Source organism: Nocardiopsis akebiae, from assembly GCF_018316795.1.
In the GTDB taxonomy this organism is placed as follows: Bacteria; Actinomycetota; Actinomycetes; order Streptosporangiales; family Streptosporangiaceae; genus Nocardiopsis; species Nocardiopsis dassonvillei.
Window position 1 is genome coordinate 3,818,075 of sequence record NZ_CP074132.1, and the last position, 22,992, is coordinate 3,841,066.

At 72.1% G+C, this 22,992-nt stretch carries 3 protein-coding genes (1 of these 3 running past the window's edge); all 3 read right to left on the reverse strand.

From position 1 onward, the window contains the following. Tightly spaced (each overlapping or abutting the next), the 3 genes in view from KGD83_RS16530 to KGD83_RS16540 form a layout consistent with a single transcriptional unit that may run on beyond the window. On the reverse strand, positions 1 to 9,213 hold the full coding sequence (locus KGD83_RS16530; RefSeq protein WP_212640055.1) for an SDR family NAD(P)-dependent oxidoreductase: 9,213 nt from the start codon (positions 9,211 to 9,213) through the stop codon (positions 1 to 3). Beyond that, complete coding sequence (locus KGD83_RS16535) at positions 9,206 to 17,440, reverse strand: SDR family NAD(P)-dependent oxidoreductase (RefSeq protein WP_212640056.1); 8,235 nt, start codon at positions 17,438 to 17,440, stop codon at positions 9,206 to 9,208. The genes KGD83_RS16530 and KGD83_RS16535 overlap by 8 nt, the downstream gene beginning before the upstream one ends. Beyond that, on the reverse strand, positions 17,437 to 22,992 hold the 3' end of the coding sequence (locus tag KGD83_RS16540) for an SDR family NAD(P)-dependent oxidoreductase (protein WP_212640057.1). The gene runs 8,205 nt beyond the window's last position; only the last 5,556 of its 13,761 coding nucleotides appear in the window; its start codon lies off the right edge, out of view; the stop codon is at positions 17,437 to 17,439. Before KGD83_RS16540 ends, KGD83_RS16535 begins: the two co-directional genes overlap by 4 nt.

Genomic DNA, 22,992 nt, shown 5'->3' on the forward strand with positions numbered 1-22,992 from the left:
TTAGGAGTTCCCCCCGTGGGTCCTGACCAGGCCGAGTTGGTCGAACGCGTCGGTGAGGAGGACGTCCAGGGCCGCCATCCCGTCCGCGGGTTCGATGGAGGCGGCACCGGCCTTGGTCATGCGTTCCCGGTACTGCGGTTCGGCGACGATGCCGACGCTGCCCCAGTAGCCCCAGTTCATCGTCTTGACCGGCACGGGGAGTTCGCTGGCGAGCCGATGGGCGTAGGCGTCCTCGAACACTGACCCCGCCACGTAGTTGCACTGTCCCGGGGCCTTGAGGAACGAGTTCATGGAGGAGAAGAACAGGACGAAATCCAGCGGCTCGGCGTGGAAGACCTGGGCGAGTCTTACGCTCACGTCGAGCTTGGCCGTGACCGCGGCGCGAAAGCGTTCCTCGTCCATTCGCTCCAGACTCTGGTCGAGCAGCACGATCGCGGAGTGGATCACACCGTGGACGGCCCCGTGGGTCCTCTTGATGTCCTCGTAGGCGCGTTCCAGCGACGCGCGGTCGGTGGCATCGGCCCGCACGTAGCGCGGCTCGGGGCCCAGCTCGCCCAGGCGCCGCAGCTTCCGGCGAATCGAGGCGTCCTCCTCCCTCCGCCCGATCCAGACGACTCGCGCCGCGTGGGAGCGGATCACGTGCTCGGTCCAGGCCTCGCCTATGCCGCCCGCACCGCCGACGACGACGTACGTGCCGCCCCGCCGGTACGCCGGGCGGTCAGCCGGTTCGGCGTCGGCGACCCGAACCGGGACGAGAGCCTGCCGGTACCAGCCACCGCGGCGGTACGCCCAGACGCCGCCGCGTTCCTCGCAGGGCAGCGCGAAGAGCTGCGGCAGGGGCCAGTCCCGGTCCGGGTCGAGGTCCACGAGGCGCACCGTCCAGCTGGAGTACTCCTTGGCCACCGAGCCGAGGAGCCCGTGCAATCCGGCGTCGGTCGGGTCCACGACGTCGGCCCGGCGCACCCGCAGGCTCCGCTCGGTCACGACCGTGAACTCCAGGGCGCGCCGGGCGTAACCCAGGTTCGACAACGCCTTCAGGGTGCGGAAACAGGCGTACAAGCCGCTCTCCTGCGCCTCCAGCAGCGCGTCGTCCATGGCGCCCGCGGGCACCGCCCGGGGAGCCAGCCAGATGAGGTGTGCGAGGTCGTCGTCCGTCGCGTCGAGCCGCGCGGCGATGGCCTCCGCCGTGTCCCCGGGACCCGCCTCCAGTCGCTCGGCGCGCGGGTGGACGGCACGGACACGTTCCCAGTGCTCCTCCGTGCCGCCGACCACCACGACCCGGCCGGACGGAGCGGTGGGGTCCCGGTACGCCGGAGCGGGAACCGCGTCCCATACGGGTTTGAGCAGAACGCTCGTGCCCGCACGGGCCTCACCGCCGGGCGGTTCGGTGACGGACGCCGGACGTGCTTCGGCGCTCTCGGGTTCGGCCGCCGGGGGTTGGACCTCGGGTGTCGGAGGTGCCCCGACCGGGGCGTCGGCGAACCAGTAGCGTTCGCGAGCGAAGGGGTATGTGGGCAGCGGGACTCGGCGGGGCCGGGCGTTCGCGTGGAGCGGCTCCCAGTCGACGGGGGTTCCACCGACCCAGGCGGCGGCCAGCCGCTCAGCCTCCGCCCGGGACAGCGCGCCGCCCGGGGCGCTCCCCGTTTCCACCGCGGTCTCCCCGGCCCGGCCGCGGGAGGCCTCGCCGGTGAACACCCCGTCCGCGCGACCGGCCTCGGCGTACCGCGTGAGCCGTTCCACCAGCTCCCCGACGGTGGTGGTCACGGTGGCCAGTCGCCTCCTCATCGCTTCGCGGCCCTGTTGCAGCGTGTGGGCCACGTCCGCCGGATCCAGCGACGGATGCTCCTGGAGGTGCTTTCCCAAACGGGCCGCCAGGGTGGTCAGCTGCTCCTCGCCCCTGGCCGAGAGCACGAACACCTGGGGGGCCGCGGGTGGCCGCGCAGCGGCCTCCCCGCTCTCGTGCAGGTACTCCTCCAGCACGAGGTGCGCGTTGGTACCGCTGAACCCGAACCCGCTGACGGCCGCGCGCCGCGCGGCGCCCGACTCGGTCTTCCAGGGCTTCAGCTCGGTGTTGACGTAGAAGGGGGAGCCCTCGAAGTCGAAGTGCTCGTTGGGCCGACCGAAGTGCAGTGTCGGCACCAGCTGCTCGTGCCGCATGCACAGCAGGACCTTCTGGATCGAGGCCATTCCCGCGGCGGCGGACGTGTGGCCGACGTTGCTCTTCACCGAGCCGATGGCGCAGTACCCGGTCTTGTCGGTCTTCTCCCGGTAGACCGCGGCCAGGGCCTCCAGCTCGATCGGGTCGCCCAACTTCGTACCGGTCCCGTGCGTCTCGACGTAGCCGATCCCCGCCGGATCGATGCCGTGACGCTCGTAGACGTCGCGCTCCAGCTCCGTTTGGCTCGCGACGCTCGGCGCGGTGATGCCGTTCGTCCGGCCGTCCTGGTTGATGCCCGAGCCGAGGACGACGCCGTGGATGTGGTCGCCGTCGCGCTCGGCGTCGTCCAGGCGTTTGAGGACGAGCGCGCCCACACCCTCGCCCGGGACGAAACCGTCGGCGCCGTTGTCGAAGGCCTTGCACCGGCCGTCCGGCGACAGCATCCCCGCGCCGCACATGCTGACGTAGGCCTCGGGGCTCAGATAGAGGGTGGCGCCACCCACCAGCGCCATGTCGATCTCGCCGCTCCGCAGGGCCTGCGCGGCCAGGTGCGTGGCGACGAGGGACGAGGAGCAGGCCGTGTCCAGGGCGATAGCGGGGCCCTTGAGGTTCAGGAAGTAGGCGATGCGCGCCGCCGTGATGGCGTTGCTGTTGCTCGTGGCCGCCCCGCTCGACTCCCCGCCCCGCTTCTGCATGAGCATGCTGTACTCGTTGCTCATGATCCCCAGGTACACGCCGCACTTGTGGCCGGTCAGCGAGCGGGGGTCGTAGCCGGCGTCCTCGAAGGCGTGGTAGGCCTCCTGGAGGAAGAGCCGCTGCTGCGGGTCCATCGACTCGGCTTCGGCAGGGGGGATGTGGAAGAACAGCGGGTCGAAGGCCTCGACGTCGTCGAGGTACCCCATCCACTTGGAGTAGGACTTGCCCTTCTGGTGGGGACGCGGGTCGTAGTACTCCTCGACGTCCCAGCGGGACCGGGGGATCTCGCGGACGCAGTCCCGCCCGTTCGCCAGGTTGTCCCAGTACTCGTCCTGGGTCTCGGACCGCGGGTATCTGCCCGACATGCCCACGACGGCGATGGCGTCGGTCGGGCCCGCGCCGGGCGACGCGGGGAGGGGCTCGGCGACGGCGGCCGACGCCGTGGTCGGCCCGGGACCGGTTTCGGCCTCGGAGGCGGTCTCCGGCTCGGGTACGGGTACGGAATCGGCCACCCCGGGAAGACCCTCCCGGAGGGCGCCTCCACTCTCCAGTTCCTGTCGGACGCAGGAGGTCAGTTCCAGGAGGGTGGGGTGGTCGTAGAGCCGGGTGGCGGCCAGGTCGAGTCCGTACCGCCTGTTGATCACCTTGACCCATTCCACGCCGACGATGGAGTCGAGTCCGAAGTCGGTGAAGTTCCGGTCGAGGTCCAGTTCGTCCTCGTCGAGGTAGAGGGCCTCGGCCAGACTGGCCAGCAGGTCCGCCTGGATCTCCTGCTCGGAGAAGGCCGCCGGCCCACCCGGCGGCACGGCGGGAGCGACCGGTGCCCTGTCCCGCGTCGGCGCGGACTCCGTCGGCGACAGTCCGCGCAGGTAGTCCGCCAACTGGTGCACTGTGGGTGCGTCGTAGAGCCGGGTGGCGGCCAGGTCGAGTCCGTACCGCCTGTTGATCACCTTGACCCATTCCACGCCGACGATGGAGTCGAGTCCGAGATCGGTGAAGTTCGTGTCCGGATCGACCTCTTCCTCGGCCATGTACAGGGCCTCTGCGAGGGTCGCCGACAGCTCTCGGACGAGCGCGTCCGGGTCCGGGGCCGCAGGGGCTGAGACGGGGGGCGGCTCGGGTTCGGGACCCGTGGGTGCGGCGCGGGGGCCCGGGGCCTCCTCCACCGTCGGTGAGAGCGCGACCCGGAGCGCCGGTACCTCCCGGCGGGCCGGACCAAAGGCGTGGGCCAGGGGTGTGAGGCCGATGCCGCGCGGCTTGGTGAGGGCCGGCGCGCGGTTCACCGGGGCGGGCGACGGGCTGGCGGGGACCGGCGGTTCGTGACGCGGTGCGGGCCGCTCCGCGGTCTCCGTGACCGTGGGCGCCCGGCGGCCGGGGGTCGCGGCGCCGGTCGCGGCGTCGCCGACCGGCCAGAACCGCTTGCGGGCGAACGGGTAGGTCGGCAGCGGGGCCCGGCTCGGCAGCGGATCGGGGTAGAAGCGCCGCCAGGGCACGTCCAGCCCGTTGACCCACAGTTCGAGCAGCTTGCCGAACTTGCCCTTGCGGACCCAGGCGTCGATGGTGTGCGCCATGTCCTCGTCGTCAGCGAGGGAGGAGATCGTGCCCTCGGCTCGTTTGACCCGGCCCCGGTAGACCGCCTCGGCCGCGTCCCCGCCTTCCAGGTAGTCGCGCAGTCGGGCGGCGAGTTCGTCGGCCGACTCGCACAGGAACGCCAACCGCTCGTCCATGTGCTCGCGCCCCACCTGGAGGGTGACCGCGATACCGGTCAGGTCCGCGTCCTCGATCCGCTCCTCACGGACCCAGTCCAGCAGCCGCTGGGCCTGGTCGCGCAGTTGCTCCCCGGTCCGCGCCGACAGCACGACGACGGACGCCAGAGGCCGCCTAGCCGGGGCGTCGGCCGCCGGAGGCTCGACGGACACGTACTCCGACACGATGGCGTGGGCGTTGGAACCCCCCGCGCCGAAGGAGGAGATACCCGCGATCCGCGGCACCCGGACACCGTCGGCACCCGTCGGCCGACGCCACTCCGCCAACTCCCGCTGCACCCTGAACGGCGTCGAACCGAAATCGATGTGCGGATTCAACACCTCCGCATGCAGCGAAGGCACCAGCTGCCCGTGCCTCATCTGCAACAGCACCTTGGTCAACGCCGAAATACCCGCCGCGCTCTCCGCGTGCCCGATATTGCTCTTGACCGACCCGATCGCACAGAACTGCCGATCCCCCGTGTACCGCGAGAACGCCTTCGTCAACCCCGCGATCTCCACAGGATCACCCAGCGAGGTACCGGTACCATGCGCCTCCACGTAACTCACCGAACGCGCGTCCACGCCCGCCTTGTCCAAGGCGCGGGTGATCACGCCGCTCTGGGCGTTCGGGTTGGGGACCGTGTACCCGTTGGTCCGGCCGCCGTGGTTCACCGCGGTGGACTTGATGACACCGTAGATCCGGTCGTTGTCGGCGACGGCCCGGTCCAACCGTTTGAGCAGGACCGCGCCGACGCCCTCGGCGGGTACGTAGCCGTCGCCGCCCTCACCGAAGCTCTCGCACCGGCCCCTGCTCGACGCGAACCCGGCCTGTTCGAGCAACCGGTACTTGTTGGGGTGCAGGGAGAGGTTCACCCCGCCGGCGACGGCCACCTCGCAGTCGCCGAGCCGCAGGCTCTGGCAGGCCAGGTGGAGGGCGGTCAAGGACGACGAGCACATGGTCTTGACGGTGAGGCTCGGCCCCCGCCAGTCGCAGAAGTACGAGACCCGGTTGGCGATGTTCGCGGCGTTGCCGGGGATGGGCCGGCCGTCGGCCACCGCCCGTTCGGTCGCGCCGTAGAGCTGGTACTCGTCGTACATGGCGCCCACGAACACGCCGACGTTGCCTTCGACGCCGTTCACGGCGTGCGCGGCCAGGTCCTGTCGCGTGTAGCCCGCGTCCTGGAGTGTTTCGTAGACGCACTCGAGGAAGAGTCGTTCCTGCGGGTCGGTGGCCTCCGCCTCGCGCGGAGACATGTTGAAGAACAGCGGGTCGAACCGGTCGACGTCGTCGAGGAACCCGCCCCACCCGGAGTAGGGCGCGCCCGGCCCCCCGCCGTCCGCGTCGTGGCCCCAGCGGTCGCGGGGGACCTCGGTGACGCTGTCGCGGCCCTCGACCAGGTTGCGCCAGAACTCGCGCAGGTCACGAGCCTGCGGGTAGCGGCCGCCCAGGCCGATGACCGCGATGTCCTCGCTTTCCGGTACGGACACGGGCGTCTCCGGTCCGGTCCGGCGTTCCGTCCGGGTCCGTACCGCGGCCTCCCGCGGTCGGACGGCCGCGGGCTCGGGCGCCGTAGCGGACCTGCCGTCGAGCAGCTCACGCAACCGGTGCTCGTGGGAGTCGAGGAGGTAGCGGCTCAGCTCCCCGATGTCGCGGTACTCGAAGAACAGCGTCTTCGGCAGGTCCCCGAAGACCGTCTCCAACCGGGCGGTCAGGTTCATGGCCATCACCGAGTCGATGCCGTAGCGCTCCAGGGGGAGGCCCGCGTCGAGGCGCCGTGCGGGCACCTTGAGCACGCTCGACAGCAACGAGGTGACGTACTCGACCGTCCTGCCCTCCAGTCCGTCGTCCTGGCTCTTGCGCGCACGGCCGGGTTCGTCACTGCTCACGGGACCTGTATCCTCACCGACTCGCTGTTTCGCGAGCGCGTTCCTGATCCGGGCCACGTCGCCCGAGGCGACGAGCACTTGGTGGTGGTCCGTCTGGAGGCTCCGCTCCAGGGCCTCGACCCCGGCAGCCCGCTCCAGCGGGACGAGTCCGTGGCGGTCGAGGAGCAATGCCTCCGTGTCCGCGTCGGGGCGCATACCGCCCTCCGCCCACAACGGCCAGTTGACCGAGAGGGTGCGGCCGCGCCGGAGTCCACTGGCGACCAGGTCCCGGCGGTACTCCGCGAAGGCGTCCATGAACGCGTTCGCCGTCGCGTAGTCGGCTTGGCCGACGTTTCCCGTGACGGCGGCGCCGGAGGAGAACGACACGAGGAAGTCCAGGTCGATGCCCCTGGTCGCCTCGTCGAGGTTCACCAGTCCCCTCACCTTGGGAGCCAGGACCTCGCGGAACGCGCGTTCGGTCTTGCGGAGGAGGAAGTCGTCCTCGATGACGCCGGCGCTGTGGATGACGCCGTGAACGGTTCCGTAGGTGCGTAGGACCCGGTCGACCAGGGCCTTGACACCCGACAGGTCGGCCACGTCGAGCGAGGTGTAGGAGACACGCGCTCCCGAGGCACGCAGCCGTTCCAGGACCTGCCCCGATCGCTCCGACTCCGGAGAGCGGCCGGTGAGGACGAGCGTGGCGTCCTTCACCTGAGCGGTGATCTCCTCCGCGAAGACGCGCCCGAGACCGCCGAGGCCGCCGGTGATCAGGTAGACGCCGCTGGTCCGCCACGGAGGGCCGGGACGGGCCGCGGCCGGTTCCTCCTCCCAGGACAGCACCTCGCGTCTGCCTCCGCGGTGCCTGACGGTGACGTCGGCGGGGACTCGCCGCTCCGCCTCGAGAAGGGCCCACCGCTCGCGTACGGGGGTGTCGGCGTCCACGATGACGACCTGACCGGTGACCCCGGGGTCCTCCAGACCGGCGGTCCTCAGCAGGCCGCCGAGACCGGCCAGCAGCCGGGACTCCGGCCGGTCCTCCACCAGGACCTGGAGGACCGTCCCGGTCCGGTCGCCGTCGCGCAGCAGCCGACGCGTCCCCTCGAACACTTGGAGCGCGTAGTCCGTGTAGCGGGCGTCGATGGTGGGCGCCCGGGAGGTGAGTTCCCACACCTCGCACGCCGGATCCCCCGCCCGGCCGTCCCCGAGCAGGCCCGCCTCGGCGAACACCGCGCCGGGCCGCGGACCGGAGGCGTCCGGCCCGGGCTCGGGCAGCGGGTTCTCCCTCCAGCGGGGGACGGCCAGAACCTCTCCCGTCCCGGGGGCGGCCGACGCGGCGGTGGCGTCCGCCGAACGCGGGGCCCGGACCGCCAGACCCCGAAGGCTCACCCGTACGTGCCCGGCGTCGTCGCACAGATCCAGGTCGAAGTGGCGGGTGGTCCCCTCCCCCGTGTCCTGGGCACCGCGCCGGACCCGGACCCACGCGTCGGTCGGCGGGGCACCGAACACCTCGACCCGTTCCACCCCGGACGGCAGCAGGGCGCGCCCCGGGGCGTCCGGGTCCGCGACCATCATGCCCATGCAGGCCTGGAGCGCCGCGTCCAGCAGCCCCGGGTGCAGACGGTAACCGTCCCCTTCCGGGCGCGCGGTCTTGGGCAGGACCAGGCGCCCGAGCACCTGGTCCTCGCCGAGCAGCAGGTGGTCGATACCGCGGAACGAGTCACCGTACTCGATCCCGGCCGCACGGAACGCCGGATAGACCTCTGCCGCGTCGAGCCTGCCCGCGGCGCACTCGGTCCGCAGCCGCGCCAGGTCGAGGCGCGTGGCCGTGGCCCCACTCGGCAGGAGGGAACCCGCGCAGTACACGACGGGACCGGCGGTGTCCGCGTCCGCGTCGGCGGCAGGCGCGAGCACCTCGAACCGGACGGCGCCGGCCTCGTTCGGCCACAGCTCCACGTGCAGCTCGCGGGGTGCGTCGTCGACGCGGAACGGGCGGACCCAGACCACGTCGGTGAGAGCGGTGCCCCCGCCGTCGGGCGCCGTACTCCCGCCCGCGTCCGCCACCGCCGCGAGCGCCATCTCCAGGTAGGCCGCGCCCGGCAGCGTCCTCGTCCCCCGGGTCCGGTGGTCCGCCAGGAAGGACTCCTCGCCGGTGAAAACCGAACTGTAGCGCTGCCGGCCGAACTCGGAGGAGTTGCGGTGCACCAGCGGGTGGAGCCGGTCAGCGGCGGGAGCGGCGGCACCGGCACGCGGGCCCGGGCGCGCCTGGACCCAGTACCGCTCCTCGGCGAACGGATAGGTGGGCAGCGGGGTGCGGTAGGGCTTGCGCGGAGCGTACAGCAGGGGCCAGTCCACGACGCGGCCGCCGACCCAGGCCCGCGCCAGGCCATGGTGGTCTCCGGCAGCGATCAGCGAGCGGATGAGGTCCCGGTCGTCCTCGTCCTGCTCCTCCCAGGTCAACGGCTCCGGCACTCGGCCGTAGTGGAGTCCGGTGGTGGTGCCCTCCCGCAGATGGGCCCTGAGTCCTTCCGCCACCGCGTCCAGCGAGTCGGCGACGAAGGCCAGCCGGTGGTCCAGCGCGGCTCGCCCCACCTGGAGGGAGAAGGCCAGGTCGATGAGATCGAGCCCTTCCTCCTCCTCGACGAAGTCGAGCAGGTTACGTGCCACGCTGTCCAGCTGCGCTTCCGCCATGGCCGACAGGGTGACCACGACGGAGGACGACAGGATCTGCGCTCTACTGTCACGCATGGCGGTACTCCTCCAGCACCACGTGGGCGTTCGTTCCGCTGAATCCGAACGAGCTCACGGCGGCACGCCTTGGTTCGCGGTCGCTCCGCGCCTCCCAGGGCCGAAGCCCCGTGTTGACCCGGAACGGGGAATGGTCGAAGTCGAAGTGTTCGTTGGGCGTCTGGAAGTGGAGCGTCGGGGCGAGCAGGCCGTGGCGCATACCCAGCAAAACCTTGTGCACTCCGGCGACCCCCGCGGCCTCCGAAGCGTGCCCGATGTTGCTCTTCACCGATCCGATCGCGCAGGACCCGGTGGGCACCCCGCGCTCCCGGTAGACGGTGCCCAGGGCGTCGAGCTCGATCGGGTCGCCGAGCCTCGTCCCCGTGCCGTGCATCTCGACGTAGCCGATGGAGGCCGCGTCGATGCCGTGGCGGTCGTAGACCGAGCGGACCAGCTCCATCTGACTGTTGGCGCTGGGCGCGGTGATGCCGTTGGTCTTACCGTCCTGGTTGGTGCCCGACGCCGCGACCACCCCGTAGATGTGGTCGTGGTCGGCCTCGGCGTCCTCCGTGCGCTTGAGTACCAGGGCCCCGACCCCCTCACCGGGGACGAAGCCGTCGGCTCCGTTGTCGAAGGACCGGCAGCGCCCCCGGGGCGAGAGCATGCCCGCCTCGGACATCCCGACGAAGGTGTCCGGCAGCAGGTACAGCGAAACGCCGCCGACCAGCGCCAGGTCGATCTCGTGGCTCGCCAGCGCCTGCTGAGCGAGGTGCAGAGCCACCAGGGAGGAGGAGCAGGCGGTGTCGAGGGCGATGGCCGGACCCTTGAGGTTGAGGAAGTAGGCGATGCGCGCCGCCGCGATCGCGTTGCTGCCACTCGTCGCGGCGTTGGTCTCCTCACCGTCGCGAAACACCAGGAAGCTGTACTCGTTGCCGCTGACGCCCAGGAAGACACCGCACTTCTTCCTGCTCAGGGAAGAAGGGTCGTATCCGGCGTCCTCGAAGGCCCGGTAGGCCTCCTGGAGGAAGAGGCGCTGCTGGGGGTCGAGGCCCTCCGCCTCGACCGGTGAGATGTTGAAGAAGAGCGGGTCGAAGCGGTCCGCGTCCTCCAGGTAGCCCATCCACTTGCAGTACGTCTTGCCCTTGCGTCCCGGCCGCGGGTCGTAGTGCTCGGCCACGTCCCAGCGGGAGGGAGGCACCTCCCGTACGGAGTCGCGGCCGTCGCGGAGGTTGGCCCAGTACCGGCGCAGGTTCTCCGCCTCCGGGTAGCGACCGGACATGCCGATCACCGCCGCGCGGTCACCGGGGCGCGGGGGCGCGCCCCCGGCCGGGGCGGGGAGGGCCGCCGGCTCGGGCGTGGTGTCCGCCGCTGCTCCCGGCGGAGCGGCCTCCTCCGCCGGGAGCAGCGTTTCCAGGAAAGCGACCAGTTCCAGCACCGTGGGATGGTCGTAGAGCCGCGTCGCGCTGATCGAGGTGCCGTAGGCCCTGTTGATGTCCTTGACCCACTCGGCCCCGATGATGGAGTCCATGCCCAGCTCGACGAAGTCGCGCCGGGCGTCGACCTCCGCCGGATCGAGGAACAGCGCCTCGGCCAGACTGGCGCGCAGCTCGTCGACGAAGGCGGACCTGGAGCGCACGGGTCCGTCAGCCGCGGTGTCGGAGGCGGGGGCGGGGGCGGGGACCTGCTCGGGTGCACGCCCGGGCTCCGGGGCCGGACGGTCGGCGCTTTCCGCGGCCGAACGCGTGAGTTCCCCGTGCAGGAAGTCGGCGAGTTCCCGCACGGAAGGGTAGTCGTAGAGCCGCGTCGCGCTGAGCGAGGTGCCGTACTCCTTGTTCAGAGCCTTGGTCCACTCGACCCCGACGATGGAGTCCAGGCCCAGCTCCATGAAGTTGCCGCCGATGTCGATACCGCTCTCCGGGAGGTACAGGACCTCCGCGAGACCGGACCGCAGTTCCCGTCTCAGCCGGCCCACGGAACGCACCGGCCCGGCAACGGGGTGCTCCGGCGCCGCCGGGGCCTGCGCGGCGACGCTCCGCTCCCCGGGGCCGCCCAGGTCTTCGAGGACCACGTTCCGGGGTTTGTCGACCGGTGGGGACGGCACGACCGCCATCGTGTCCGGGCTGCGCAGCAGGACCTGTGCTCCCGCCCCGAGAGCCTCGGCCCGCTCGGGGACGGGCCGCGCGTCGGCGCCGACGCGGGTCGTTGCCGGTTCGACCTTCGGAGCCGGTGTCGGCTCCCCCGCGGTCGGCCGTGCGGGGCGTTCGTCGGTCGCCCAGTGCCGGGAACGCGCGAACGGGTAGCCGGGCAGGGCGATGAAGCGCGGTTGGTCGTCCGCGAAGAGCTCCGGCCACTCCGGGTCGGCGCCCCGGCAGTAGAGGTCGGCCAGAGCGCGAAGCGCCTCCCGGTACCGCTCCGCCGGGACGCCGGGCTCCGCCAGCCCGTCCAGGACCGCGCGGGCCTGGGCGTCCAGCGGTGCGGCAGTACGGTCGCGCGGCACCTCTCCGTGGTGGAGCGCGTCATTCGGCCCGCCGCGCTCGGCGGCGGCCAGGGCGTCGAGGGCGTCCTCGGCGTCGAGGACCAAGAACGCGCGGCGATGGGCGAAGTGGTGCCTTCCCGCCATGAGGGTGTAGGCGGCGTCACCCAGACGGGAAGCGTCGCACTCCCCCTGGGCGAGGGCCAGCCGCAGTTCCCGAACGCGCTCGCGCAGGGCCTCGGAGGTTTTGGCGGAGACGAGCAGCAGGCGGGCCGGGGCCCGTGCGGGGAGCGGGCGGGGCCGCTCCGGGTGGCTCTCCACGACCATGTGGACGTTGGTCCCGCTCATACCGAAGGAGCTGACCGCGCCGAGCCGGGTTCCCGTGGGACCCGTCCGCCAGGGCCTGGCCGCCTTGTTGACGTAGAAGGGGCTGTCCGCCCAGGCGATGTAGTCGCTTTCCTGCTCACAGTGCAGACTCGCCGGGATGACGCCGTGCCTCAACGACTGGACGAGGGCGACCAGGTTGACGAGTCCGGAGGCGGCCAGCGTGTGGCCGACGTTGGTCTTCGTCGAGGTCAGCGCGGCGAAGCCGGTGCTGGTCGTTCGCTCCTTGAACGCCTCGTTCAGGGCGTTGACCTCGACGGGGTCGCCGAGCCGGGTACCGGTGCCGTGGGCCACGACGTGCCCGATGCGCTCGGGGTCGATCCCGTGTCGCCTGTAGACGCTGCGGTAGAGCCTGGTCTGGGCGGCGCCGTTCGGGGCGGTGATGCCGTTCGTCCTGCCGTCGTAGTTCATGCCGCTGCCGCGGACGACGGCCAGGACGCGGTCGCCGTCGGCCTCGGCTCGGGACAGGCGTTTGAGGACGATGGCGACGATGGCCTCACCCAGGACCATGCCGTCGGCGCGCTTGTCGAAGGCGTGGCACACACCGCTCCCGGAGAGCATTCCGGCCTTGCCCGTCTCGACGTACACGCGCGCGGTGCTGTTCAGGTTGACCCCGGCCACGACCGCGGTGTCGCACTCGCCACCGCGCAGGCTCGTACACGCCTGGTGGGCCGCCGCCAGCCCCGAGGAACAGGCCGTGTTGACGGCGAGCACAGGGCCGGAGAGATCGAGGAGGTAAGCGAGGCGGGAGGCCATGATCGCCTCGTGCTGGGCGGTGATGCCGCCCCGTACCCCGCTCAGGTGCGCGTAGTCACCCTGTTCCGCGCCGACGAACATGCCGACTTCCCCGGCACGCAGCCTGCGTTCGCCGTAGCCCGCGTCCTCCAGGGCGCGCCAGGCCTCCTGGAGCAGCAGCCGCTGGCGCGGGTCCATGCTCTGCGCCTCACGCGGCGAGATCTCGAAGAAGGCCGGATCGAACTCCGCGATCCCCGGAACGAACCCGCACCGGACGCGTTCCCGTTCCTCGGCCGCCAGCTCGCTCCAGTCGGCGCGGCGGTCCTCGGGGACGGGCGAGAGTACGTCCTCCCCCTCCGTGAGGATCCGCCAGAACCCGTCAACGGAGTCGGCCGCGGGGAAGCGACCGCTCATACCGACGATGGCGATCGGTTCCGGTGCCGTCGCGGTGCCCGGCTCCGACCGCGCGGCCGACGCGGACCGCTGCCCGGCGGGGGGTTCGGAGGTGCTCTCCCCCGGCGGTCCGACCGCCTCGGCGGACGGTGCCGCGTAGCGTCGCCTGAGGGCTTCACCGTGTTCCGAGACCAGGTGTGACACCAGTTTCTGCGGGGTGGGGTGGGAGAAGAAGACCGAGGGGAGCACCTCGACCGTGTAGCGCTGGCTCAGTGCCGTGGCCAGTTTGGTCAGCGTGATCGAGTCGAAGCCGAGCTGCGAGAGGCTCTCGTCGGCGTGGATCTGCTCGCGGGGTACCCGCAGCGTCGCGCCGATAGCCGTTTCGAGGTCCGAAAGGACCAGGGCGTCGAGGTCCGCGTGTCCCGTCTCCGGGACGGGCGAGGGGCCGTCCGGGTGGGCGGGGGTCGGGTTCTCGTGCCGGTGCGGTTCCTCGTCCGGCGGGTCGACGCCGAGCATGCGCCGTACCCGCTCGGTTTCCCCGGCCATGACGATCTGCTGTGCCCTCCCCTGGCCCAGGAGCCGTTCGAAGAGGTCGACGCCCTCTTCTTCCTCCAGGAGACGCAGTCCGCTGGTGGACAGGTACAGCTCCGCGCCCTGCGCGTCGTCGAACCCCATTCCGCCCTGGCGCCACAGGGGCCAGTTGACGGCGACGGTCGCGCCGGAGAGGGTTCCCCGGCGCACCTGTTCGTCGCGGTGCCGGGCGTAGGCCGTCTGGAAGCGGTTGGCGACCGCGTAGCCGCAGCTGCCGAAGTCCCCGAGGACCGCCGAGGTCGACGAGAAGAGGCAGAAGAAATCGAGGGGCTCCGCCGCGAGCAACTCGTCGAGTACGCGTGTGCCGTCGACCTTGGCGGACATACGGTCCCGCAGCGAACGCGCGTCGTTGGAGAGGAGGGAGCCGCTTTCCGCGCTCCCGGCCGCGTGCACGACCCCGTGGAGGGGTCCGAAGCGCTCACGGGCCGCGGCGAGCACCTCGCGCATGGCCCGTCGGTCCGCGGCGTCGGCCCGCCCGTACAGGACCTCGCCGCCCAGCTCCTCGATCCGGGCCATGTGACGCCGCTTGTCCGCGTCGAGGGGCGAGCGGCCGGTCAGCACCATACGCGCGGACCGGGTCCTGGCCAGGTGCTCGGCGAACAACAGGCCCAGACCGCCGGTGCCGCCCGTGATGAGGTACGTACCGCCCCGCCTGAGGAGATCCCCGCTCGGGGCGAGGGTGCTCGACCGGACCCGGCTGACGTGGCGGACGCCACCTCGGTGGAGCGTACTCACCGACCGCTCCGCGGACAGCTCCTCCCACAGGCGGGTGAACCAGGCGCCGGGGGCGGTTCCGTCGCCGGAGTCCCGGGAGTCCTCCAGGACAGCGGCGAACTCCACTCCGGGCAGCACGCGGCCGAGGGAACGCTCGAACCCGAGCCAGGACTCCAGATAAGCCCGTTCGGTCCCGTCGCGGAACTCTCCGGCCTGCAGGACCCGCCCGACCGGCAGCCCCGAGGCGGCGATGGCCTGCAGGACGTGCACGGTGGCCGTGTACGCGCCCGGGTCCGAACCCCCCTCCAAGGTCCACAGGTTCAGGACGCCGTCGACCGCGCCGTGTCGGGCCCTGATGTCCTCGAACACGCGGACGCACGCGTCCAGGTCCTGGTCGTCGGTCTCGTAGGTGTGCTCGGAGGTCCGGGCGTAGCCCCGTCCCCGCGCGACGAACACCGGGGTGGACTCCGCGTCGAGGCGCTGGGCGGCACGGGCGATCTCGGCCCGGTCACCGGCTCCGGTGTGAAGGCAGACGAGGGTGCGAGGCGTACCGGTCCGGCGAGCGGGCAGTTCCTCCGGCTCCCAGGACTCGGTGAACAGGAGGGGGCTCGTGCGCCGGTCCGTGTTGTCGCGGGCGAGGGCGGCGGTCGTACGTGAGGTGTCGATCCAGTACCGGTCACGGGCGAAGGGGTACGACGGCAGGGCGATGCGCGCCGGTGGCCGCCCGTCATGGAGCGCGTCCCAGTCGACGGTCACTCCCTTGACCCACAACTCCACCAGCTTGGCGAGGTCCCGCCGGGCAAGCGCTCCGGGCAGGTCCTCCTCTGCGGCCAACCGCGCCAAGTCGTCGGTGTCGCCGCCGGAGCGGCCCCGGAGCGTCCCGTCCGCCCCGCTCCGTCCGGCCAGGAAGTCCCGCAGGCGGGCGACCAGGTCCGGCATAGTGTCCACGACGAGGCCGAGCCGCTCACGCATGGCCTCCCGCCCCACCTGGAGGGTGCGGGCGAGCGAGGCCAGATCCCGGTCCGAGAGCTCCTCGTCCCCGATCCAGTCGACCAGTCGCTCGGCCCTCTCCCGGAGCCGCTCTGGATCGCGGGCGGACAGGACGACGGGGGCGGGACCCGCGACGGCGGGCTCGGCCGCCTCCCCCGGCGCCGGCAGGTACTCCTCGACGACGAGGTGCGCGTTGGAACCACCCGCGCCGAAGGACGACAGGCCGGCGAGCCTGGGGGCCTCTCGCTCCGCCCCGTCGACGGCCGCGGTCGGCCGCCGCCAGTCGGCGAGGGTCCGCTGGACCGTGAACGGCGTCGTGTCGAAGTCGATGTTCGGGTTGGTCTCCGCGGAGTGCAGTGAGGGGGCGAGCTTGCCGTGCCGCATCTGGAGGAGCACCTTGGTCAGCCCGGAGACGCCCGCGGCGCTCTCGGCGTGCCCGATGTTGCTCTTGACCGAGCCGATCGCACAGAACCGGTCGTCCCCGGTGTGATCCCTGAAGGCCCTGGTGAGCCCGGCGATCTCGATGGGGTCACCGAGGGGGGTACCGGTGCCGTGCGCCTCGACGTAGCCCATCGTCCGCGGGTCGATCCCGGCCTGCCGCCACGCGTCGGTGACGCAGCGGGCCTGGGCCACGGGGCTGGGCACGGAGTAGCCGTTCGTGCGGCCGCCGTGGTTCACGACCGCGCCCCGGATGACCCCGTGGACGCGGTCCCCGTCGCGCACCGCCCGCTCCAGCGGCTTCAACAGGACGGCGCCCACGCCTTCGGCCGGAACGTACCCGTCGGCGCCCCGGCCGAAGCTCTCGCACCGTCCTGTGCCGGAGACGAACTTTCCCCGGCCCAGCATCAGGTACTTGTTGGGGTGGACCGACACGTTCACACCACCGGCGATCGCCGCGTCGCACCCGCCGGACCGGATGCTCTGGCAGGCAAGATGGATCGCCGTGAGCGACGAGGAGCACATCGTGTCGACCGCCATGCTCGGCCCGTGGAAGTCGAAGAAGTACGAGACCCGGTTGGCGACGGCCGAGGCGTTCCCGGACACGGCCACCGGGTTGCCGAGGACCTGTTCCTGGGCTCCGTACAGCTGGTACTCCTCGTACATGACACCGGCGTAGACGCCGACGCGGGCCCTCGCGGCAGAGCCCTCCGGCTCGTTCAGCCGGGCGGAGGTGTAACCGGCGTCCTCGAGGGTGTCGTGGACGCACTGCAGGAACAGACGTTCCTGGGGGTCCATCAGCTCCGCTTCGGTAGGCGAGATGTTGAAGAACAGCGGGTCGAACTCGTCGACGCCGTCCAGGAACCCGCCCCACCTGCTGTACGTCTTGCCGGGCGCGTCCGGGTCCGGGTCGAAGTACGCGCCGTGGTCCCAGCGGGACGCCGGGATCTCCGTGACGCAGTCGCGCCCGGCGGCCAGGTTGGCCCAGAACTCGTCGAGGGTGCGGGCCTTCGGGTAGCGCCCGGCCAGTCCGATGATCGCGATGTCCAGTCCCCGCTCCTCGGTAGGGGCGGGCGGCACGGCGCTCACGCGCCGTGCGGATGGCGCCGCGGCGCCGGCCGCCGACCACCGGGTCGAGTCCAGGGACTTGCGCCGCGGCGCACCCGCGCCCCGGACGCCGGTCCTCGGGGCGGGACGCCCGGTGGTCGGGCCCTTCGTCCCCTCCCCCGCGGCCCCGGTGTCTCCGGCGTCCCCGAAGAGCGCCAGCAGCTCGGACCGGCGGGTGGCGACGAGGTGCCCGGACAGCTCCCGGAGCGTGCGGAACTCGAAGAAGAGGGTCTTGGGCAGCGGCCCGAGGGCGTCTTCCATCCGCGCCGTCATGGTCGTGGCCATAACCGAGTCGATGCCGAAGTCCTCGAACGGCGTGTGGGCGTCGATCAGGTCGACCGGCAGCTTGGTCACCTCGGAGAGATGGCGCTTGAGGTACGCGGTCGCCTGCTCTTCTGGCGCGTCGTTGTCGTAGTGCGTCACGATTCCGTCCCGACGGAGGGGGCAACAAGGAGCGACTGCCGAGAGAGGGGTGAGCCGCTGTCCGACCCGACCGGGGCGCGACCCCTCACTGAGGCGGACACCGTCACCTGGGTGTACTCGGAGTGGAGGATCCGGTAGAGGGACCGGACCCCGGCGGCCGTTTCCAACGGCACGACGCCGTGGCGCCCGCGCAGCACGGCCTCCGTGCCCTCGGCCACGCGCATGCCGCCTTCGGCCCACAGCGGCCAGCCGACGGACTGGCTGCGCCCGGAGCGCTCGCCGCGGTCGACCAGGTCCTGGCGGTACCACGCGTAGGCGTCCAGAAAGGCGTTCGCCGCGGCGTAGTCGACCTGACCGGTGTTCCCGTGCGCCCCGGAAGCGGACGAGAAGGTCACGAAGAAGTCCAACGGGAGGTGCCGGGTCGCGGCGTCCAGGTTCACCGTGCCCGACACCTTGGGGGCGAGCACGTCGAGGAAGTCCCGCACCGGTTTCCCGAGGATGAAGGAGTCGCGGGTGATGCCGGCGCTGTGGATGACGCCGTCGATCCGGCCGCAGCGCTCGACCGTCCGCGCGATCAGCGCGTCGGCCTCGGCCCGGTTGGAGACGTCCGCCTGCTCGTAGTAGGCCGCTCCCGCTCCGGCGGCCTCCACTGCCTCGACCGCGCCGCGCCGCTGCGGGTCCAGAGGCGACCGGCCGGTCAGGACCAGGGTCGCGTTCCCGGTCCGCGCGGCGATCTCCTTGGCGAAGACCTGGCCGAGCGCGCCCGCTCCGCCGGTGACGAGGTAGACACCGCCTTCCTTCCACGGCAGCGCCGAAGGCGGGGCGGAGTCGTCCTCGGCCCATGTCCGCACCTCGCGGCGACCGTTCGCGTAACGCACGAAGGCGTCCTCGAAGCGGTTCCGGTTCTCCAGGATCCGGGCCGCGGCCAGCTCGGGAGTATCCGTGGGGTCCAGGACGACCACCTGCCCTGTGACGTCCGGGTTCTCGATGTGGGCGGTCTGGAGCATGGCCGCGAGACCGGTGAGCGGCACCGCGTCCGGGGCGCCGGGGACCACCAGTTGGATGCGGCTCCGGCCCGCGGCGCCGCGCACCCTGGACCGCAGGTGTTCCAGGATCTGCGTTCCGTAGGCGGCGTACCGGCCGTCCACCGACTCGTCCCGCGTGGTCAGGGGGACCACCTCGCCGGGGTCTGTGTCCTCGAGCAGGTCCGCTACCTCGGGAAGCCCGGCGAGCAGCACGGTGGTCCGCGCGTCGTCCGTGCCGGACGCTCCGAGCGGGGCGGGCCGCTCTCGCCACAGCGGGCGCAGGAGTATCGCTTCGTCCTGCGCCAGCGACGGCCCCCTCACCTGAACGGGGTCACGGAGCGGCGCCCCGTCCAAACCTCGGAACGACAGCCCGCCGATCCGGACCCGGATCCGGCCCCGCTCGTCGGCGAGGTCGATGTCGAGCTTGGGTGTAGCCGGGTCCTGCTCGGCGCTGGGCCGGACCCACGCCCACATCTCGGTCGTACAGGCGTCGAGCACGAGGACGTCGTCGACGGCGAAGGGCACGGGGAGTCCGGCCCCGCTCTCGGCCGCGTCGGAGCCCCGGAGTCGGCCGAGGACGCCGACGCACGCCTGCAGAGCCGCGTCGAGCATGCTGGGATGGAGCGTGAAGTCGTCCTCGGTGCCCCGAAGCGGCTCCGGCAGCGCCAGTTGGGCCAGCGCCTGTCGGCGTCCGGCCCAGACATGGCGGACCGCGCGGTGGGCGGGGCCGTAGGCGATCCCGGACTCGCGGTAGAGCTCGTAGCACCGCTCGGCCGTCAGACCCGGCAGATCGCAGGCGGCGCGCAGAGCGGGCAGGTCGAGCACGGTCTCCTCGACGCCCTCCACGAGGTAGAGGACACCCTCGGTGCAGGACACGGCCTCTTCCGCGTCCGTCCCCTTGAGAGCTCCGCTGACGCGGAACCGGATGTCGCCGTCGTCTTCCGGGCGCAGGCCGACGTGCAGTTCGTACGGCTCGTCGGCCACGCGCAGCGGCCGGAGGAGGACGACGTCGCGCAGCGCCAGCGGCGCCGAGGGCCCGACGGCGGTGCGGCAGCTGAGGGAGGCGGCCGCGACGACCGCCTCCAAGAGGGCCGCGCCGGGCATGACCCTCGCTCCGTGCACGACGTGGTCCCGCAGGAAGAACTCCTCGCCGGTGAGGACCGAGGTGAAGCGCTGCTCGGTGAAGTCGGAGGTGTTGACCTGGGCCAGCGGGTGCAGCGGGACCGGGCCTCCGTGCGGGGTCGGGTTCACGGCGGACGCGCCGTCGAAGGGGAAGTACCGCTCACGCGCGAAGGGGTAGGTCGGCAGGGCGATCCGCCGGGGTGTGCGCGGGCCGTGGAGGAGCCGCCAGTCCACGGGCACACCGTTGACCCACAGTTCGAGGAGCTTTTCGTACTTGCCCTTGTCAGCCCACGCAGCGATCATCGCGTCGAGGTCGGAGTCGGCGTCGAACAGCGCGGGTACCGCGCCGTCGCGGGTGACCGTTCCCCGGAAGGCCTCGCCGACGGCGGATACGCCGTCCAGGAACCGGCGCAGCCCCTCCCTCAGGCCGGGCAGGGAGGTGGCGAGCAGGCCCAGGCGCTCCTCCATGGGCTCGCGCCCGACCTGCAGCGTGTAGCCGACGTCCGCGAGCGCGAGATCGGCGCTCTCGGGGCGCTCCAGCCATTCCCACAGCTGCTCAGCCCGCGCCCGCAGCTGTTCCGGCCTGCGCGCGGACAGCGGGACCACGGTGGGTGGAGCCGTGCCGTCGGGCGAGGTCTGCTCCGGGTCCTGCGGTGTGTACTCCGCGATGACGACGTGGGCGTTGGCTCCCCCGGCGCCGAACGACGACACTCCCGCCACGCGTGGCACCGTGCGGCCGGTTCCCCCGTCCCGCTGGCGCGGCCACTCGGTCAGCTCCCGCTGCACCACGAACGGGGTCCGTTCGAAGTCGATGTGCGGGTTGAGGGCCGAGGCGTGCAAGGACGGGGCCAGTCGGCCGTGTTGGAGCTGGAGCAGGACCTTGGTGACACCGGCGATACCGGCCGCGCTCTCGGCGTGGCCGATGTTGCTCTTCACGGAGCCGATAGCGCAGAACCCCCGGTCGTCCGTGTCCGCGCCGAACGCCTTCGACAGCCCGGCGATCTCGATCGGGTCGCCCAGGGCGGTACCCGTGCCGTGCGCCTCGACGTAGCTCACGGCCCGCGCGTCCACGCCCGCCCGCTCCAAGGCGAGGCTGACGGTGTCGGCCTGGGCCGACGGGTCGGGCACCGAGTAGCCGTTGGTCCTGCCGCCGTGGTTGACCGCCGTGCCCTTGACGACGCCGTAGATCCGGTCGCCGTCCGCGACCGCCTTCGACAGCGGTTTGAGCAGAACGGCGCCCACGCCCTCGCTCGGGACGTAGCCGTCGCCCCCCGCGCCGAAACTCTCGCAGCGGCCGTTGCTCGAGGCGAACCGGCCCTGGCTCAGGAGCAGGTACTTGTTCGGGTGCAGTGAGAGGTTGACGCCCCCGGCGACGGCCGTCTCGCAGTCGCCCCATCTCAGACTCCGGCAGGCCAGGTGGATGGCCGTCAGCGAGGACGAGCACATCGTGTCGACGCTCATACTCGGACCGCGGAGGTTGAAGTAGTAGGAGACCCGGTTCGCGATGGAGGCGGGGTTCCCCGCCACGGCCAACGGCGCTTCACCGAGCTGGCTCTGGGCGCCGAAGAGCTGGTACTCCTCGTACATCACGCCGACGAACACGCCCACCCGCCCGTCGAGCACGACGCCCTTCCGGTCCTTGCCGGTGTCCCGGGAGTACCCCGCGTCCTCCACCGCGTCGTGGACGCACTGGAGGAACAGACGCTCCTGTGGGTCCATGATCTCCGCCTCGCGAGGGGAGATGCCGAAGAACCGCGGGTCGAAGTCGTAGGCGCCGTCGAGGAACCCGCCCCACTTGCTGTACGACTTCCCGGAGACCCCCCGGTCGGGGTCGAAAAAGCGGTCGCGGTCCCACCGGTCCGCCGGGACCTCCGTGACGCAGTCCTTCCCGGAGGCGAGGTTTCGCCAGAACTCCCGCACGTCGCGGGCCTGCGGGTAGCGGCCCGCCAGGCCGATGACCGCGACGTCCCCGGTCTCCTCTTCCCCGCCGCGGACCGCTGTGGCCCTCACCGGCGCGGCGGGGAGCGTGCGCCGGCCGCGCTCGGCCTCCGGCGCCCGCCGGTCCGGGCGGACCGGTCTCCCCTCGGCCGCTTCCCGCGAACGGACGCCCGCCGCGGGCAGCAGCTCCCGGATCTGGTCGGGGTAGGCCTCCAGGAAGTGGCGTGTCAGCGCCGCGATGGTCCGGTGCTCGAAGAACAGTGTTTTCGGGAGCGAGCCGAAGACCCCTTCCAGGACGCGGATCATCTCCATGGTCATCACGGAGTCGATACCGTAGTCCTCCAGCGACGCCTCGGCGTCGATCCTGGCGACGGGCAGGTCGATGGCCGACGAAAGGAGCCGCTTGAAGTACGACACCGCGCGCTGTGCGGTGCTCTCGTCCAGGGCCGCCCCGTCGGGCTCCGGCGCACGGTCCTTACCAGCCATGGGCACCGCCTCCGCCTCCGGCGGGGACTGCTCCGCCGGGCCGTCGACGAGGAACCCCCCCAGGAGGGTCCGGCGGAGCTTGGGGCGGTCACCGGCCAGCACCAGCACCTGGTCGCGGCCGGACGCCAGGGCCCGGTACAGGGCGCGCACTCCCGTCTCGCTGGACAGGGGCACGAGGCCGAAGCTCTCCCGCAGCGAGCGTTCCGTGGCCGCGTCGACCCGCATGCCGCCTTCGGCCCAGAGCGGCCAGCCGATCGAGAGCGTCCGGCCCCGCCGCTCGCCCCGCGCCACCAGCGCGTTGCGGTGCGCCGCGTAGGCGTCCATGAAAGCGTTGGCGGTCGCGTAGTCGGACTGGCCGACATTCCCCAGGGCTCCGGCGACAGAGGAGAAGGCGACCAGGAAGTCGAGGTCCGCGTCGTGCGTGGCCTCGTCCAGGTGCACCAGTCCGGCGACCTTCGGCGCCAGCACCCGGGCGAACTCGCCGGCGTCCTTGCTCAGGACGAACGCGTCCCTGATGAGGCCGGCGCTGTGCAGTACGCCGTCGATGCGGCCGAACCTCCGGCGGACCCCTCGCACGAGCTCGACGGCCTCGTCCCGGACCGCGACGTCGGCCTGCTCGTAGACCGCCTCCGCGCCGAGCCTCCGCAACCGCTCCAGCAGCGCCTCCTTGTGCGCGTCGAGGGGCGAGCGGCCGGTGACCACGATCCGCGGAGCACGCACCCGTACCGCGATGTCCTGGGCGAACACGCCGCCCAAGGCACCGGCGCCCCCGGTGATCAGGTAGACGCCGCCGTCTTTCCAGGGCACCTGCGCCGGGCGGGCGCCGCCGTCCTCCTCACGCCACCGCAGGACCTCACGCGAGCCTCCGAGGTAGCGGACGGCGGTGTCCGCGAGCCCGGCGCGTTCCGCCCTCACCCGGGCCGCGGCGCGTCCGACGCCGTCCCGGGGGTCCAGCAGGACCAACTGCCCGAGCAGCCTCGG